This window comes from Pectobacterium atrosepticum, from assembly GCF_000740965.1.
GTDB lineage: Bacteria > Pseudomonadota > Gammaproteobacteria > Enterobacterales > Enterobacteriaceae > Pectobacterium > Pectobacterium atrosepticum.
Genome location: NZ_CP009125.1, coordinates 4355632 through 4370174, shown reverse-complemented (window position 1 = coordinate 4370174; position 14543 = coordinate 4355632). Strand labels below are relative to the sequence as shown.

Below are 14543 nucleotides of genomic sequence, written 5' to 3'. Positions count from 1 at the left end.
TTCCCATTATGAACTCGGTACTGGCGGCCGGACGACATCAGCAGCGTTAACATCAACACGGCTCAGCAATACCACGTATTTCTGCCACTCAACCAACGCTGCTTTCTCGTCATCCGTCGCAATATCAAGATTAACGGCATAGGTCAGTTCATTGATGCGTGTCGTTGCAGCGGCCTTGCGTGCAGCCAGTTCCTGCTGTGCTGCTTTGAGCACGGCGGCAGCCTGCGCATCTTTATCTAGCGCCCACGCTTTACCGTTCCACACATCGAATGTAGCTGCGGGTTTCAGCAATGTGAAATTGCCAGGTAATTCGCCGAACTGCGTAACTACCTGAGATTGACGCGTCTCGGTGCTGTAAACAGTCTGGCCGCGGTAATCCGGCACTTGCTCCCACGATCTGCCATCAGCGGAACGGCGCAAGGCTTGGCCCACAGGCGGCAATTGCGGTTCGTCGGCATAGCTGTCGGCAGGAATGCCAACACCTTGCATAACATATTCATAGCTGGCGCTTTGATACTCCCGCGTAGCCGGGTTCACGTGATAAACCGTAATCCAGCCCGTGTTGATGGCTAACCCACGCTCATTCAGTTCTGCGTTTTTAATTTGTGTTGAATAGTTGCTCATTATGCTGCTCTCACGATGTAGTTAAATGCAATATTGCGGGGACGGTTTTCGTTAGCTGTTGGGACTGTTCGCGACGCATCAAATCTCATGCTAGTCGGGCATGAAGTCCCGGGGGCATCTGGAATCGCACCGACCGCGAATTCATATAACAACTCAAATACACCACTCGACGACAATGCCTCACCCAGAAATTGCTGGTTTGCTGCGCTAGTCCATATTTCACCGACAATATTCCTGATAGCGTCACTTTGAGCGCTAAGCAGAGCACGACCAGAATCGACGCCGCGCCCGTCATCCCAACCCCGCATAAACTCACCGCGCAAGTCGGGTAAAGCACCAGTTGGATATGCTGCGGCCAGACGCGGGAACGCGGATGTATCAAACAACTGTCCATTGCATTTAAGCCAGCCTGTCGGAGCGGTCGCACGCGGCCATGGCTGCGGTATACCTGTTGTTGCAGCAAGTTCGTTTTGTACAAACGCCGTTGATGCAAGCTGTGTCGTTTTTGTACCCGCTGGGGCTGTTGCGGCGCTGGGAATGCCATAAAAATTAATTTCGCCGTTATCAATACGTATTGATGCCCCGGATCGATGCTCCAGCGTCAGCCCCTGCTCACTCGCACCGTACCGCAAACCGACGAATGCAATAGCTTCGGTGCTTGCAGCGTTGTTAAATTGTATATATGCACGCTGTCCATCAGCCGCGGGTTTTATTGTGAGCGTGTCGCTATCTGCTGAGAACAGTTTTTTCCCCGTAATGACCTGAAACGTGTCCGTACTCACTGCATTAATATTGGATAAAAATAGCGGCTTATTCGAGATATCCGCCCCATTCTGGTCTTTTGCCAGTTTCCCAGCCAGTGCATTCAATATCGTTGTGGAGAAGTTCGGATCATTGCCTAGCGCATACGCCAGCTCTTGCAGCGTATCCAGTGCGGCTGGTGAACCGTTTACCAGTGCAGCAATAGCCACCTTTACAAATGCTGTGGTGGCCAGTTGTGTATCATTAGAACCGGTTGCTGCAGTTGGGGCAGTTGGCGTTCCGGTGAATGACGGACTCGCTTTCGGCGCATATTGGGTATGTGCATCAAGAGTTGACACATGGGCATTGAGCTTATTGGTCGCGTCGGCTTTAGCATCAGCAATCGCATTAAGCACAGTGGTTCTGAAGTCTGGGTCATTACCCAGCGCGTTCGCCAACTCCTGCAGCGTATCCAATGCGGCTGGTGAACCATTGATTAACGTAGTAATCGCAGCTTTTACGAATGCCGTAGTCGCAATTTGATTGCTGTTAGCGGTTTGAGCAGCAGTGGGAGCGGTTGGCGTTCCGGTGAGTGCTGGACTCGCTTTCGGCGCATATTGGGTATGAGGATCAACTGCACCGACATGAGTGGCCAAATCATTCCCCGTTTTTTCCTGCTCACTCTTCAGATAAGTCGTGCGGCTGGCCAACTGTTCAGCCTGTCGGTTTGAAATACCTCCGGGGCCGCCGACAACGGGGTCAGATGTTTCCAGTTGGTAGATGCCGTCGATCCATGTTTTTTGTTCAGGTAAGTTAGCCATTTATGCACTCCCGTAATTGTAGCTGCCGTCATGTGACGCGGTTTCGTTGTAGCGAATAGGCACCCCCAGATATTCTAGGCTGGCTAATAGGCAGCGGGCGGGGGCGATCATTTCCAGTGTGTTACGCAGCATGTGCGCCTGATCATTGGTAATAGGTTGTTGCAGCAGGACCCGATAAACAGGCCATTTGTTGCTATCGCCGTAAACCATGTGACCGTTATAACTGCGGATGCCGTTGTAACTGAGGCGTCCGATGTGTTCGATTAACTCAACATCGCCAAATCCGAGACTACGGATAACATCACGCACAGCCCATTCCGTTCCTTTGAAGCGATGCCGCTCTATCGCTGACTTAATCATTGCGCGGCGGGCATCTTCAGATTCAGCCAGTTGCCAACCGTCCTCCTTCAGTGAGAATTGCTCAGCAAGTGCATCCAGTGCGCTGCTGTCAACGATATCGACCAGATAGACAATGACGGCTTCAACCTGCAGAGCGTCGAACCCATCCAGTAACGATGCCAACACACTAAATCGCAGATCAGACGCCAGCGAAGGCGGGAGAAGGTCTTTACTCATCAGCCGTACCTGTAATGGTTATTGCGATGTCTGTACAGATAGCGAGTTGCCAGTCATCAAGAACCAGCAACGCAGGGGACAGCAGCTCAACGCTGTAAACCCCATCGAGCAACAAGGCGGCATTAATCTGACTGGGCACGATGTCCTGCCCCAATGTTGCCCGACGTTGTTCTGTCCAGGCTAACGCAGCCTGTTGTGCTGCCTGTTTAACTGGCAATGCCTGCACATCGCGTTTGAGCGTCAATCTGGCATGCAGTGAGTATTCAATCGGAACCGGGGATTTTGCCGCGACGGTGTCCGTGAGTGGCCGGATTTTTTCATCAGAACAAACGCTGATCACTTGCGCCAGCACACTGTCATCAGGCAGGCCTGTGGACAACAGCGGATATAAATGAACGGTGCCAGGCTCGGCTCTGACTACCGCAACGTCAACAATATCGGGGTGAGCGCTCAACGCATGATAGCGGTACGCTAATTTTGAGCCTGCCGTGCTGAAGGACTCAGGGGCTAACTGGATGCGTTCGCGCAGCCGGTCATCTGTTTCCTCATCAGAACCACCGACGCTGGCGGTAAGATTCCTCACCGTGAAGTCGATATCGTCAACCTCATCCACCAACGTGCTGATTTGAGCCGGTTGCCAGTTGTTGCCCATTAACCCCGCCTGCGTACAGGTCGCTGCCACTGTTGCGCTCAGTGTGCCAGCCTTCATTATCACATCACTGTCGGTTGCAAATAAGACGCTGTCAGATGCGCTGACGCGGGTTCCCGCAGGGATCAGCGTATCGGTCAACAATGCGCTTTCGACGCTAAACTGCAACGTCGTTTGTCCGGCCAGTGCAGCGAGACGGTACGTTCCCACCAGTTCGCCGAGGTAATCCAACATCGGCGCGCGGGCATAACGCACCAGATTCTGTTTGGCCGCATCCTGAATCGCACTGCGTACCAGCATTTCACGATAGGTCATCAAATCAATTAGTAGACGTTCCGCCTGGGCGGGATACAGTGTCTTACCGCTGTCTGCCTCATATTTTGCAATCAATTCAGCGGCAATCTTTGCCGCATCGCGTTCAATGAAGACCGGTTCAGCCGTTACCGCCATAGTACCTCCGTAGCCTGTAGCACGCCGCTGGTTGTTTCCCAACTCAGGCGCAGTGTCATATGTGTGCCATCAATCAACGGCTTCACGGCCAGCAGCTTGCAGCGCGGTTCCCAGCGTTTGATCGCTTCGACCGTCTCCCGCACGACGTGCGGAATTGCCCGGTCAATCGGGTAGTCAATGTAATGATGCAGGTTGCTGCCGAATTCGGGACGATGCGGATCGCTGCCGCGTGGCGTGCGCAGAATGATGTGAATGGCCTGTGTGATATCGGCAACCCCCTCGACGAGTTCGCCAGGGTGTTGCAGGGCCGGTTGCCAGTAAACAGAATTAGTATTCATGGGGGCAGTATCGCCCCCGACAGGATGGTTGGTTATTAAAGGGGATGAAAAATAGATTTAGCGGTTTATTGACCCTTTTCAGCCATCTTAGTCCATAAAAAATTACAGAATGCGCAGCAGGCAACCAGCATAAATTTGGCATCGGCAAAAGAAGGATGCGCTGATTCATCGGTTAGCGCATGTCGGATGCCGCCACTGTCGCTGGTATAGCCATAGAGGTTAGAAAACGCATTTTTCAGGCTGGGGTGCAGGCCGATAGAGGTGTCAATTTGTTTAAGGCTTTTGCCTAACGTACCTTTCTCATCGCCGGAAATAGCGTTACACGCTGACTCAACGGCAGAAATCGACTCTTTGATTGAGTTGCGATAATCAGGCTGTTTACGGTCAGAAAGAAGCTCTAATGCCCGCTGAAGATGAAATTTCGTTGATTGGGAACCGTTGACTATTGCGCCTTCAACAGCCTCGATTTCTTGATTATTAGTAATTTCAACAAATTCTTTTCCTATAATACGGTAAGCTGCATTTTCTCTTTCAAGCACAATGTTTAATGCACTGATTAACCCCTGAGTCCAATCATCAGGAAGGTCATTTAGCATAAACTCAACTAAATCATATACGTAATACCATTCATCTTGAAAAATAATCTCTCGCAAATTAGTGTAAACATTTTTCTTATTAGAATCGTAAGAGAGAAAACCTGGATACCGATCTACAGGCATTTTTAAGAAAGAAACCCATATTTCTTCGGATAACGAATCTAATGTAGATAAACGAGCTATACTGCCTTTCCATTTACCAAGTACATAAATTTGTAGTGCATTCCAAATCCCTGTTCGTAACTCATTATCCATCAACTCACGCTGAATTACTTTCTGCATAGGGCGGATTCCCATCCGCTGAGAAAATGACGGCATATGCTCACCTGAAAAGTAGACAAGATTCAGTGAGTATGATGATTTGAGTTGCCGCTCTTGTCCATGACCTTACCATCGGCATCAATATCACCCTGAATGCTGACATTGCCCTGAATGGTTGCTGCTGAGCCAACCCCGCCAGACCCTGCCATGCCGCCCTGATAAGTTAGTTTTCCTTTAACCAGTAAATTTCCAGTGACTTCCGTCTCAGGTGCCTCAATGGTGGCTCGCTGTGTTTTCACCGTCACGTCCGCGCCGCAACTAATCACGATATGCTCAATACCACCGTTGATGGTTAATGTATGCGCCTTACGGTCGTAGTAAAACGCGGCGCTGTCGGAATAGGTAACGCCGCGTGCGTCCGGGTTATTGACCGGTGGCTTATCGATGCTCGAATAGACCGCGCCCAAGATAACGCCGTCCTCGCCATTTTCATCCAGCAGCACGACAACCTGCTCACCGACGTCGGGCAGCCAGTAGTCCTTATTGTTCTGGGTATTATGTTGCAGCACATCGAGCCAGTTGGTGCGCATATTATCGCACTCAGGCAGACGAACGCGGGCGCGGACGTTCTGCGGGTCAACGGCGCTGACGGTGCCTACCTGTCGGGATACGCTCATTTTTTCTTTTCCGTCGTGGTCGTTGAGGTCGTGCCATCCGCTTTGTAAACTGTCAGCGTCTGCGTTTTCTTCTTTTTCTTGCCATTGGTCACCGCGCCACGCGCCACCTCCAGTTCGGTCACATAACCGCTGCTGCGATCAAATGAATGCCGGGCGCTGGTGATAAGCCATTGCCCGGATAACTGGCCAAATTTCACCAACTCTATTTTGTTGCCGGCAGTGAGTTGCGGCGTTCCCATCACCGTCAGTGAACCGGTCTGCTGATATTCGTTATGTGAATCCAGTGCAGCATCGGCTTTGAGTTGCGCACTGTCCTTGTCCGATGAACGACTGGTGACCTTGAGTGTGTCCGCACTGGTGGCTTTGCCGCTTTCTTTTCCTGTGGCTGTCGTCGCACTCCCATCGGAATGATACGTCACCAGTTTCTTATCGCTGGCTTTCTGGTGCTTCAGCTTTGCCGATTTATAGACCTGGTTGATGGTGTCACGCAGAGAATAACGGGCGACGTCGGTGGGTGATAACTGCTTAACGGGATCAAGCTGTCGCAAGGTGGCCAGATGGGAAAATATCAACTGGTCGCTGACGACTTTAACGGCATAGCCGTACTCGCTGGCCAGCCGTTTCAGGAAGCCGACATCGGTTTCCGCATACTGCGTGACGCGATCGACCTTTATTGACTCAATACCGCCAACCAGCTTCAGGCTGTGCTTTTTGGCGATACGCCCCGCGATAGCAGCCAGTGTTGTGTTCTCAAACCCCCTGCTGGATTTGGTGCGCAGGGCGGTGTTAACCGACGTGGCCACACCGCGAATGGATACCGTTGACGGCGGCGCACTGACCTCAATCTCATCAATAGAAAATGACCCACAAGACAGCAGTTTCTCACCGTTGTAACCGAGTTTCAGCGTCAACGTATCGCCTTTACCCGGATACCACTTGTCCAGCCAGCGACCGTCAGTGTCATCCAGTGCGACCTCGATGGTGTCCGACTCAGACTTGATATTGTCGCTATAGCTGACGCGGGTAACGTAAGGCGCGATATCGCTGGTGATATCTTTCTTCAGATACCACAGGGTAAATACCGGCTGCAGGACGTCTGAGGTGCCAGGCAGCGGCGCTGTTTGTTGAATTAACGTAGCCACGGTGCGACCTCCTCGGCGTTTTCTACTTCATCTTGTTCAATTATTGGGATCAAGAGAACGATGCCGGACGGTAGCGAGGGCGTAACGGCCACATGCGGGTTTGCCATGATGATCCGGTCATAGCCCATAGGATCGCCATAATAATGTTGTGACAACGAATCCCAGCGGTCACCCATTTTTGTCACATGCTCGATGTACATCATGCTTTCCTCGCCACAATGGTCGATGTCATTTTACTGAGTGTCGTGGAGTTATTTTTTAGCAGCACGCCTGCGGCATCAAACTGCCCGGAGACGGTATTCAATGCGGCGGCCAGATTGCGGCTGTCAACGCCTGCCAGCGATTGTCGCGCCGATGCCACAAACGTTGCGGCCTGACTGGTATCACGGGCTAACCGCACCGCATCAGGAAAGGTATCTTTGACGGCATTCAGCGCAGGAATAGATGACATTAGTGGCGCAGTCACGCCGCCTATCTGTGACATCAGACCGGGAATACGGGTTAGTGCAACCGTCGGATTGGTCGCCATCTTCTGCACCGCCCGTACCGTACTGGCGGCAGTGGTGAGGGCCGATTGTGCTTTCTTCGCATAACTCACAGCATCGCGTACCGATTGCGCCATGCCACTGGGTTTGGTGACGGCACTGGTGACAACGCCCGTACCAGGAATGGCGCTATTAATCGCGGGCGGTTTGAGCGGGCTTTTCGGGTCGCCGATGTACTCGCGCAACGTCACTTCCGCCGTCATGGCCATCACGTTCCCGGACGAGTCGGTCTGCTGGCTGCTGGCCGTCACCGCAGTAATCACAAACCAGCCGCGATAGTCGCCATTGCCGAATACCAGCGCCAGCGCCTGATGCGCCTGCATCGCACGGCGTAAACGCGACAGCTCGTTATCTGGGATGCAATACAAGCTGTGGAATACCAGGCTAATGCGGAACTCATCGAGCTGTTCGCCGACGAACTGCAGTCCTGGCTTCCCCTCAATACGGCTGTGTTCGGCATAATCAACGCCGAACGTCGATTCAAAACCGTCCCAGTAGGTAATCAACTCAAACTCAATATCACCCAATACGGCAAACATCAGGCATACCCCCGTCGTTGTTGTTGCGCCACAATACGCTCCATCATCTTCTCCAACTCGTGCAGAGACAGGTTTAATGCGCTGGCAATTTCCGGTGTGGCTGGCGTTTTCTGCCCATTGAGGTAGATATTGGGTGAGAACGTGACATGGATACCGTTGCTGGCTCCATTGGGTGTACTGCTATTGGCTGAGCCGCGGCGAACCGAGCCATCAGCATTCAGTAACGGAACAGGGATATCGGGAACGTCCGGCGTCAACGCACCGGCTAACCGCTGCCCGGCTTTTGCGGCCAGCGGTGTAGTGCGGCTAATTCCTATCGCAGCCCCCTGCGATATATTATCGCCGAATGACGCAAATACCCGACTAGGGGAATGAATACCTAATTTCTCAGCAAACCAGCCCTTAATATTATCGCCTAATTCACCGACGACCTTTTTTGCACCTTCCCAGGCATTTCTAATTCCGTTCACCAGACCGCTGATAATATTTGCGCCAAAGTCAGTAAACTTGCTTGGCATATCGATGCCTAAATATTTCATCACTTCGGAAAATACGGTGTAAAAAATACCGATGGGTGACCAGTTCAGAATCAACTTTGTTACGCCGCCAATGCCACCGCTAAATGCGGTTGTAATATCATTCCAGCGTGCTCGGAACCAATTACTGATAGGCTCCCAGTAGCGATAAACCAAATAGGCTGCGACGGCGATCCCCGTCACCAATAGTCCTATAGGGTTCATCAATAATGCGCGGCCCATAATCATCACGGCACGGCCCACTAACGTAATACCGCGTATTAAGCCGCCGCCGAGAATTCGTCCCAGCGATAGAGCACCACGGCCAAGTCGGGTAAACATTCCCAGCCATTGACGTGCGCGACCACCGTCCCCGAATGATGCCCGGAGCAATAGCCATTTGGAACGCAGTAGTGCTGCTCCTTTCCAGAGGTCAACAACAGGGGACAGCAGCAGATTTAAGCCCGGTTTGGTGCCGATAGCCGCCGCTTTAAAGGCCAGCAGTCCGGCAGCGGCCATCACCACGCCTTTCACAATTTCAGGATTTGCGGCGATCCATTTCCCAGCCTGATCGATAAGCGGGATGATGGTTTCGCCCAGTGAAATTAGAGCGGGCTTTAATGACTCGCCAATGCCGATAGCCGCTTCATTCATGCGTATTTGGGTTTGTCGCCAGCGTGCCTCTAACGTATCGTTCTGCTTGGCTGCGTCTTTATCTAGCGTTTGTTGGGATTCAGGGCTATTCATTTCCGTTTTGTTGGACTGATATTTCCCCCAATCCTGACGCATTGAAATCAAATGCTGGGCAGTCTGAATATCAGTAAAAATCTCTGCCATCCCGAATGACTCAAATAACTTTTGCTGCGTATCCTTATCACCGACTGCCCCTGCTTTCTGCCATTGTTCGGCAAACGCTTTACCCTTGCCATCAATAAAGCGGTTGGCAATCATGAGCGAGGCTTCATATTGTGAAAACCCTTTTGCAACGTAATCCTGCATGGACTCCTTATAGTTAATCCCTGCTTTCTCATATTTCTGGATCGTGTCACTGCGGTTCATTGCTGCCAGCCAGTTGGTCATATTGGTGACGGCTTCTTCCGCTGAACCAGAGCCTTTGGCTACCTCCAGACTGGCTACAATCTGAGTAATTGCGTCTTTACCAACAATACCTTTGGCCGCAAAAGATTTTGCCAGGCCAGGTAGCGCTTTTGCCATATCCTTCAACTCAAACGAACCCAGCTTTGCCCCCGTCGCTGCGATTGAAAATGCCTCTTCCATTTCTTTGGGGTCAGTGATTTGCAGCGCTGAACTGAAGGCATACGTCATTTTTGCCAGTTCAGTCATATCGCCCTTCGTCGCCGTGGCGGTTTTACCCAGCATTCCGGCAAATTTTGCCGCTTCCACTGGGTTCATCCCATCGGCAACCAGTTGCCCGACACCGCCCAGCAAGGCTTCCTGTGTCTGGTTGACTTTCAATGCCACCTGTCGAATCGCCGTCCCAATCGCCTGTTCTTGCGTCTTATCCAGATCGCCCGTCACCGCAATATCCCGTAGCCCCGATTCAAAGCTGGCATATTGTTTTACCGAACTCACAATCGGAGACGCTACTGTCCTGGCTATCGCATAGGTTTCTGCGCCTTTTGCATAGAGCGCCATTCTGTTAGCGCGTGCCGCATCGCTGGTTGCCGATGCTGCAGCGAGACGGTTTTGCTGTCGCTGTAGCTGCTCTAGAGTGCGTCCGACGCGCTGGAGATCTGCATTAAGGCGCTGACTGGCGCGTGAACCGATATTGCCATAGCGCTCCATCGCCCGCGTCAGTGCGGCCTGCCGTTCTTGCAGCCTGCGGGTGCTTTCACTCATCCCATCAAGTGTGCGGCGGGTTCCCGTTACAGCGCTGCGGAACGCACCGGATATGGCCCCGCCAATAATCACGCCTATGGAAAATTCTGTGGCCACGATTTATGATTCCTTTTAACGATGCGAAACAAGGATACGGATATGGAAAACGCACTGACGGTATGTAAGGGACTGCTGATAACGGTATTTGGTGGGGTGTATCTTTATCTGCTGGCAAAACTGGCTATCTATACCGTTAACAGCAGCAGTGAGCCGTTTGTCTGGGTGCTGATGATTGGCGGCGGTGCGGCATTATTATCGCTGGCAATGGCAGTTGCCGCGTTTCTCCTGCAACCCGCCGTCTATTTACTGGCCGCGCTATTGGCGGGCGTTGGTGCCCTGATTAGTCGCTATCGCCGTTCTCACGTTTAATCTGTTCGCTGGCTGTTTCCAGCCAGCTTTCAAACTCATCCAGATCCAGCTCGTTCAGTTCACTCGGCTGAAACCTAAACCACCTCGCCAGCAGTGCCTGCGCCTGAATCAGCGTTTTCGGATGATGTAACCACCCCTGTAAGGTGCTGAAATCGTTTTTGTAGCGCCAGATAGTCAGCCAAATCCATCCCGTCCAAATCTTCAGGCGGCAGTCCGCTGGAACGCGCAATCAGCAGGTCATCCCAGTCTTCGGCTTTATCACTGATTTTGCGTACGGCTTTCAGGTCTTTAACCTGCAAGCGGCGCAGGGAAAGGGATTCCAGTTTGACGCCAGCGGCAGTGGAGTACGGGATCGATAACGTAAAGGTTTCAGACATGTTGATGCTCCTGATGACATTAATGTGAATTAGCGTTCAGGGGCAGTATGGTGCGGGGCGGGGAGAATCAATATTAATGGCAGTTAACGAAAAAAGGAGAGAAAACCATCCCTCCTTTATAAGAAAAATACAGCAGTTGCTTAGTTTAGTTGCAGCACGCCATGCTGCTCAGACTCGGAATAGGCAATCAGCCCGCAATACTCCGGCACGAAAGTGCCATCATTGGCCTCAAAGGCGGGAATGGTGCCATGGGTGATGGTATACGCTGGCTGGCCTTCCGATTCTGCAAAATTAGCCAACGCCTTGATCTGATCTGCGCGTAATACGATTTTCTCACTCATAGTATTTTAGCCCCCGATATTCATACGATAGTCCGTCAGTTGGTCAATGCCACCCACGCGGAAGATATTGGCCAGATAATCCAGCTCCAGCAGCTCTTCGCCGTCCAGTACCTGCTTCAGGTAGGAACAGGTAAAGGAGCTGGAGAACTCGGCGTTCTCATGCTGCTTGAACGTACCCAACGGGTTCTTCTTGAACATGATGGTCATGTACGTCACCAGCGGGATTTCATCAATACGTCCCTGAGAACTGTAACGTTCAACGCTGGAGCGGCACTGCAACGCCAGCGTCTTGTACGGGTTTGCTGCGCCAAGCATCGCGTCCCGGTAGAACGAGTTCCACTTGATCTCGCCCTCCAGTTTGTCAAACCCGGCAGGTAGCTCGACCTTACCCACCATCCCCAGCGCCTTATGCTCCTGCATCACCATACTGACATCCGGCAGTTTCACCTCTTCAGCACGCCCCAGCAGGTTCACCCCATCCAGATAGATGTTGGCGTTGGTGATGCGGTTTACTTCAATTTTCCCGGCCATCAGCTATTGCCCTCCAACGTGACCAGATATTCGGAGGTGATCTCCGTCTCGAACGTCAACCGCTCCAACGGCGGTGGCGGCGTGTATTTGTAGCTCAACAACAGGTGACCCGCTGCCAGCTCCGTTTCTTCATTGCGTGCCGGGTCGTACCAGCATTTAAAACCCAGCAACGCACCGTCACCAATCAGCTTGCGGCCGTAGCCGTTAACCGATTCGGTCAGCGCGTCGATCAACGCCTGGGTGATCGGCATATCGATGTATTGCTGGCTGAAGTAGCGGATAGACTCGTTGATCACATCACCGGTGCGTCGCACGTTCTCAAAGTTGCGCATATGGGTCACGGTTGGCCACGCCGCACAGCGATTGCCCCACAGGCGTAGCCCGGAGCCGTAGCTGTTGAACACGGTGGTAATGCCTTGTTCGTTCAGCAGGTTCACTTCACTGTTCGGGTCGTCGATCATCGCCGAGAGCTGACGCTCCACGCCGGTGATGCCCAGCAGTTCCTGATTGGAAGACGACCACCAGAAACCTCTCTCCAAGTCGACTTTGGCACGCAACCCCGCCGCACGCTGTGACAGCGGCTCCAGCCGTTCGCTGTTGGTCTGTGCGTCATAGACTTTGACATGCGGATAGCACAGCCGCACGCGGTCAGAGCTGGTATTGAAGTTGATGCTGCCCCTCGGCCCACGGCCCGCCAGTACCTGCGCAAACGTGGTGCCAATCGGTGCATCAATATAGGTGATGGCATCCAGTTTATCAGCCAGCGCAATCAGCTCCACGCTGACGCTGTTCTGGGTACAGAACACCGGCGCAATGAGGATTTTGGCAAAGAAACCGAACTGGTTATAGGTATCGTGCAGCAGCTTCATGCCGGTACGGTTCCCCGCCGCATTGACCGCCCCGATAATCTCCGCCGCCGTCACTTTAGTCGGGTCAGCGTAATCGTAGCTGGCCAGCACCGCGTCATCTGTCGGGATGTTGCTGTTAAGTCGGGTAATCACACCGGTTTGCGCATCGAGCTGGTAGTCGGTGCCGTTAATATACGGTGTGGTTTCCAGCGACTGGCGTAACACCACATTAGCGATGGCACGGTGTGCCAGTTGGGCTTTTCCTGTCGCGGCTACCACCGTCACACTGACATTATCGACGTGGGTTTTATGCACTTCTGGGTCAAGTACGTTGATGACCAGCACCGTTCCCGCGCCGTGGTCATAGATAGCATCCAGCGCTTGCGGAATGGTGAAACCGCTGTACTGGCTGCCGAACTGTGCCGCATCTTTCTCCGACAGGCACAACGTGACGGTATTGACCAGCCCCGTTGGCGCGGTGCCGATGAGGCCGATAACAGCAGATTTAACGGTTTTCACCGGGCGTGCGCCGTTTTCCACTTCCGTGGTTTCGACGCCGTGTAAATAGTTAGCTGCCACTGTTCACCTCCACTTTCTCTTCGCCTGCATTTTTACGGCGAGAAGCGGATACAGCGGTGGCATCCGGCTCGGCGTGTAAATGCTTCAGCGCAACCAGCGTTTTGACGTAATCGTGCTCTTCCGGGAGGGAGACCACGCTGTCTGGCCACAACAGCACCTCGGTGCCGTCAGCCAGCGTGACGCCGCTGGATGGCCCGGTATAACGGTATTTCATGATTCGCTTTCCTCATAATTGACCAGGGACAGTAACGGCCCATCGGGTAAATCGGTGTCTTCCAACTGGACGGATTCAGTGGAGAAATCCAGCGCGTACTGCCACAGCCCACCGACATTGCCCAGGAACACATCACGAACCAGCCAAATTTTGCGGCGGCAGTTCGGCGGTTTGTAACCGCACAGCACCAGACGCACGACATCGAGCACCGCCACCGCGCCCTGACGTCCATTCAGTTGACGAAACACCACGGTGGTGTTCAGCGTAATGGTGTGGGACTGCATCACCGCACCGATATCTTCCGGTTTGCCAAAGCGGGAACCGGCGTAACTCACCAGTACCGCGCCAACAGGATGATTGAGGCGAAAGTCAGCAGGCTTTTCCGGGAAATACTCAATCTGTAGCTGAGGCAGTTTTTCCTTCAGGCGAGCGACAACCGCTTCGATAACCGGATTAACATCCATCAGTATTTCTCCAGCATGCCCTTGTGGCCGCCAAAGGTTGGCCGACGCGCCCGTACCCGAAACTCGCCGGATTCAGGTACATCCTGACTGGTTGACGGTAAGGCCAGCGTCAGCTTCGCATCACGAATATCCACCAGTTGACGCGTGGCCACTTTGTTGTCGTCTTTTACCGTATCCGGCATCGTCCCTTCCGGGCGACGGGCATATAAACGGTAGCGGGTCAGCGTGACCGCAATGTCGCGTAGCACGGTGGGGATTTCAGTCAGCGGCAAGTTGTAACGCCCGCGCAGATGGGCGTCGATCAGCTCATCGGCGTAGCGAATGCAACTGTCCACTACCGTGGTGTTAACCGGAGGTGGCGCATCAAATCCCACCGTTTCATTGGTCAACTGGATCAGCGTGGACTCCGGCACCTGTTCAAGTAAATCCGCCAACGTGCAGTACATG

At 52.9% G+C, this 14543-nt stretch carries 19 protein-coding genes; 1 reads left to right on the top strand and 18 read right to left on the bottom strand.

Going from position 1 to position 14543, the window contains the following annotated elements:
* Positions 1-6: 6 nt before the first annotated feature.
* From GZ59_RS19360 to GZ59_RS19310, 11 genes are all read right to left on the bottom strand, one after another.
* The gene (locus tag GZ59_RS19360) at positions 7-624 is read right to left on the bottom strand and encodes a tail fiber assembly protein (protein WP_011095243.1); all 618 of its coding nucleotides are present in this window, start codon (positions 622-624) and stop codon (positions 7-9) included.
* Complete coding sequence (locus tag GZ59_RS19355; protein ID WP_011095242.1) at positions 624-2186, bottom strand: phage tail protein; 1563 nt, start codon at positions 2184-2186, stop codon at positions 624-626. The genes GZ59_RS19360 and GZ59_RS19355 overlap by 1 nt, the downstream gene beginning before the upstream one ends.
* Complete coding sequence (locus tag GZ59_RS19350) at positions 2187-2762, bottom strand: phage tail protein (RefSeq protein WP_011095241.1); 576 nt, start codon at positions 2760-2762, stop codon at positions 2187-2189.
* Positions 2755-3861, bottom strand: a complete 1107-nt coding sequence (locus tag GZ59_RS19345; protein ID WP_011095240.1) for a baseplate assembly protein — start codon at positions 3859-3861, stop codon at positions 2755-2757. Before GZ59_RS19345 ends, GZ59_RS19350 begins: the two co-directional genes overlap by 8 nt.
* Complete coding sequence (locus tag GZ59_RS19340; RefSeq protein WP_011095239.1) at positions 3852-4199, bottom strand: GPW/gp25 family protein; 348 nt, start codon at positions 4197-4199, stop codon at positions 3852-3854. The genes GZ59_RS19345 and GZ59_RS19340 overlap by 10 nt, the downstream gene beginning before the upstream one ends.
* Positions 4200-4264: 65 nt before the next feature.
* Positions 4265-5113, bottom strand: coding sequence for an AbiJ-NTD4 domain-containing protein (locus GZ59_RS19335; protein WP_011095238.1), 849 nt, complete (start codon positions 5111-5113; stop codon positions 4265-4267).
* Between the two features lie 26 nt (positions 5114-5139).
* Complete coding sequence (locus tag GZ59_RS19330) at positions 5140-5733, bottom strand: phage baseplate assembly protein V (RefSeq protein ID WP_011095237.1); 594 nt, start codon at positions 5731-5733, stop codon at positions 5140-5142.
* Entirely contained in the window at positions 5730-6875 is a 1146-nt protein-coding gene (locus GZ59_RS19325; RefSeq protein WP_011095236.1) for a phage late control D family protein, read from the bottom strand. Before GZ59_RS19325 ends, GZ59_RS19330 begins: the two co-directional genes overlap by 4 nt.
* The gene (locus GZ59_RS19320) at positions 6863-7075 is read right to left on the bottom strand and encodes a tail protein X (RefSeq protein WP_103791629.1); all 213 of its coding nucleotides are present in this window, start codon (positions 7073-7075) and stop codon (positions 6863-6865) included. The genes GZ59_RS19325 and GZ59_RS19320 overlap by 13 nt, the downstream gene beginning before the upstream one ends.
* A complete protein-coding gene (locus GZ59_RS19315; RefSeq protein WP_011095234.1) occupies positions 7075-7959 on the bottom strand; it encodes a phage tail protein in 885 nt (294 codons plus the stop codon). The genes GZ59_RS19320 and GZ59_RS19315 overlap by 1 nt, the downstream gene beginning before the upstream one ends.
* The gene (locus GZ59_RS19310) at positions 7959-10430 is read right to left on the bottom strand and encodes a phage tail tape measure protein (RefSeq protein WP_011095233.1); all 2472 of its coding nucleotides are present in this window, start codon (positions 10428-10430) and stop codon (positions 7959-7961) included. Before GZ59_RS19310 ends, GZ59_RS19315 begins: the two co-directional genes overlap by 1 nt.
* A 42-nt stretch (positions 10431-10472) precedes the next feature.
* Here GZ59_RS19310 and GZ59_RS19305 point away from each other — a divergent pair, with 42 nt between their 5' ends.
* On the top strand, positions 10473-10742 hold the full coding sequence (locus GZ59_RS19305) for a hypothetical protein (protein WP_039293937.1): 270 nt from the start codon (positions 10473-10475) through the stop codon (positions 10740-10742).
* Positions 10743-10816: 74 nt separating this feature from the next.
* On the opposite strand, the gene GZ59_RS19300 is transcribed toward GZ59_RS19305, so the two are convergent.
* The 7 genes from GZ59_RS19300 to GZ59_RS19270 form a co-directional block, all read right to left on the bottom strand.
* A complete protein-coding gene (locus GZ59_RS19300) occupies positions 10817-11119 on the bottom strand; it encodes a phage tail assembly protein (protein ID WP_011095232.1) in 303 nt (100 codons plus the stop codon).
* A gap of 140 nt (positions 11120-11259) precedes the next feature.
* On the bottom strand, positions 11260-11460 hold the full coding sequence (locus GZ59_RS19295; RefSeq protein ID WP_011095231.1) for a hypothetical protein: 201 nt from the start codon (positions 11458-11460) through the stop codon (positions 11260-11262).
* Positions 11461-11466: 6 nt separating this feature from the next.
* Complete coding sequence (locus tag GZ59_RS19290) at positions 11467-11991, bottom strand: phage major tail tube protein (protein WP_011095230.1); 525 nt, start codon at positions 11989-11991, stop codon at positions 11467-11469.
* Positions 11991-13418 carry a phage tail sheath subtilisin-like domain-containing protein gene (locus GZ59_RS19285; protein ID WP_011095229.1) on the bottom strand — a complete coding sequence of 476 codons (1428 nt, stop codon included), beginning with the start codon at positions 13416-13418 and terminating at the stop codon, positions 11991-11993. Before GZ59_RS19285 ends, GZ59_RS19290 begins: the two co-directional genes overlap by 1 nt.
* Complete coding sequence (locus GZ59_RS19280) at positions 13408-13635, bottom strand: hypothetical protein (RefSeq protein WP_173361635.1); 228 nt, start codon at positions 13633-13635, stop codon at positions 13408-13410. The genes GZ59_RS19285 and GZ59_RS19280 overlap by 11 nt, the downstream gene beginning before the upstream one ends.
* Positions 13629-14096, bottom strand: coding sequence for a Gp37 family protein (locus GZ59_RS19275; protein ID WP_011095227.1), 468 nt, complete (start codon positions 14094-14096; stop codon positions 13629-13631). Before GZ59_RS19275 ends, GZ59_RS19280 begins: the two co-directional genes overlap by 7 nt.
* Entirely contained in the window at positions 14096-14542 is a 447-nt protein-coding gene (locus GZ59_RS19270) for a gp436 family protein (RefSeq protein WP_011095226.1), read from the bottom strand. The genes GZ59_RS19275 and GZ59_RS19270 overlap by 1 nt, the downstream gene beginning before the upstream one ends.
* Position 14543 lies beyond the last annotated feature (1 nt).

Bases quoted from the DNA above. Each gene is read 5' to 3' on its own strand.
- GZ59_RS19360 (WP_011095243.1), bottom strand. From the start codon at position 624: ATGAGCAACTATTCAACACAAATTAAAAACGCAGAACTGAATGAGCGT.
- GZ59_RS19355 (WP_011095242.1), bottom strand. From the start codon at position 2,186: ATGGCTAACTTACCTGAACAAAAAACATGGATCGACGGCATCTACCAA.
- GZ59_RS19350 (WP_011095241.1), bottom strand. From the start codon at position 2,762: ATGAGTAAAGACCTTCTCCCGCCTTCGCTGGCGTCTGATCTGCGATTT.
- GZ59_RS19345 (WP_011095240.1), bottom strand. From the start codon at position 3,861: ATGGCGGTAACGGCTGAACCGGTCTTCATTGAACGCGATGCGGCAAAG.
- GZ59_RS19340 (WP_011095239.1), bottom strand. From the start codon at position 4,199: ATGAATACTAATTCTGTTTACTGGCAACCGGCCCTGCAACACCCTGGC.
- GZ59_RS19335 (WP_011095238.1), bottom strand. From the start codon at position 5,113: ATGCCGTCATTTTCTCAGCGGATGGGAATCCGCCCTATGCAGAAAGTA.
- GZ59_RS19330 (WP_011095237.1), bottom strand. From the start codon at position 5,733: ATGAGCGTATCCCGACAGGTAGGCACCGTCAGCGCCGTTGACCCGCAG.
- GZ59_RS19320 (WP_103791629.1), bottom strand. From the start codon at position 7,075: ATGTACATCGAGCATGTGACAAAAATGGGTGACCGCTGGGATTCGTTG.
- GZ59_RS19315 (WP_011095234.1), bottom strand. From the start codon at position 7,959: ATGTTTGCCGTATTGGGTGATATTGAGTTTGAGTTGATTACCTACTGG.
- GZ59_RS19305 (WP_039293937.1), top strand. From the start codon at position 10,473: ATGGAAAACGCACTGACGGTATGTAAGGGACTGCTGATAACGGTATTT.
- GZ59_RS19300 (WP_011095232.1), bottom strand. From the start codon at position 11,119: ATGTCTGAAACCTTTACGTTATCGATCCCGTACTCCACTGCCGCTGGC.
- GZ59_RS19295 (WP_011095231.1), bottom strand. From the start codon at position 11,460: ATGAGTGAGAAAATCGTATTACGCGCAGATCAGATCAAGGCGTTGGCT.
- GZ59_RS19290 (WP_011095230.1), bottom strand. From the start codon at position 11,991: ATGGCCGGGAAAATTGAAGTAAACCGCATCACCAACGCCAACATCTAT.
- GZ59_RS19275 (WP_011095227.1), bottom strand. From the start codon at position 14,096: ATGGATGTTAATCCGGTTATCGAAGCGGTTGTCGCTCGCCTGAAGGAA.
- GZ59_RS19270 (WP_011095226.1), bottom strand. From the start codon at position 14,542: ATGTACTGCACGTTGGCGGATTTACTTGAACAGGTGCCGGAGTCCACG.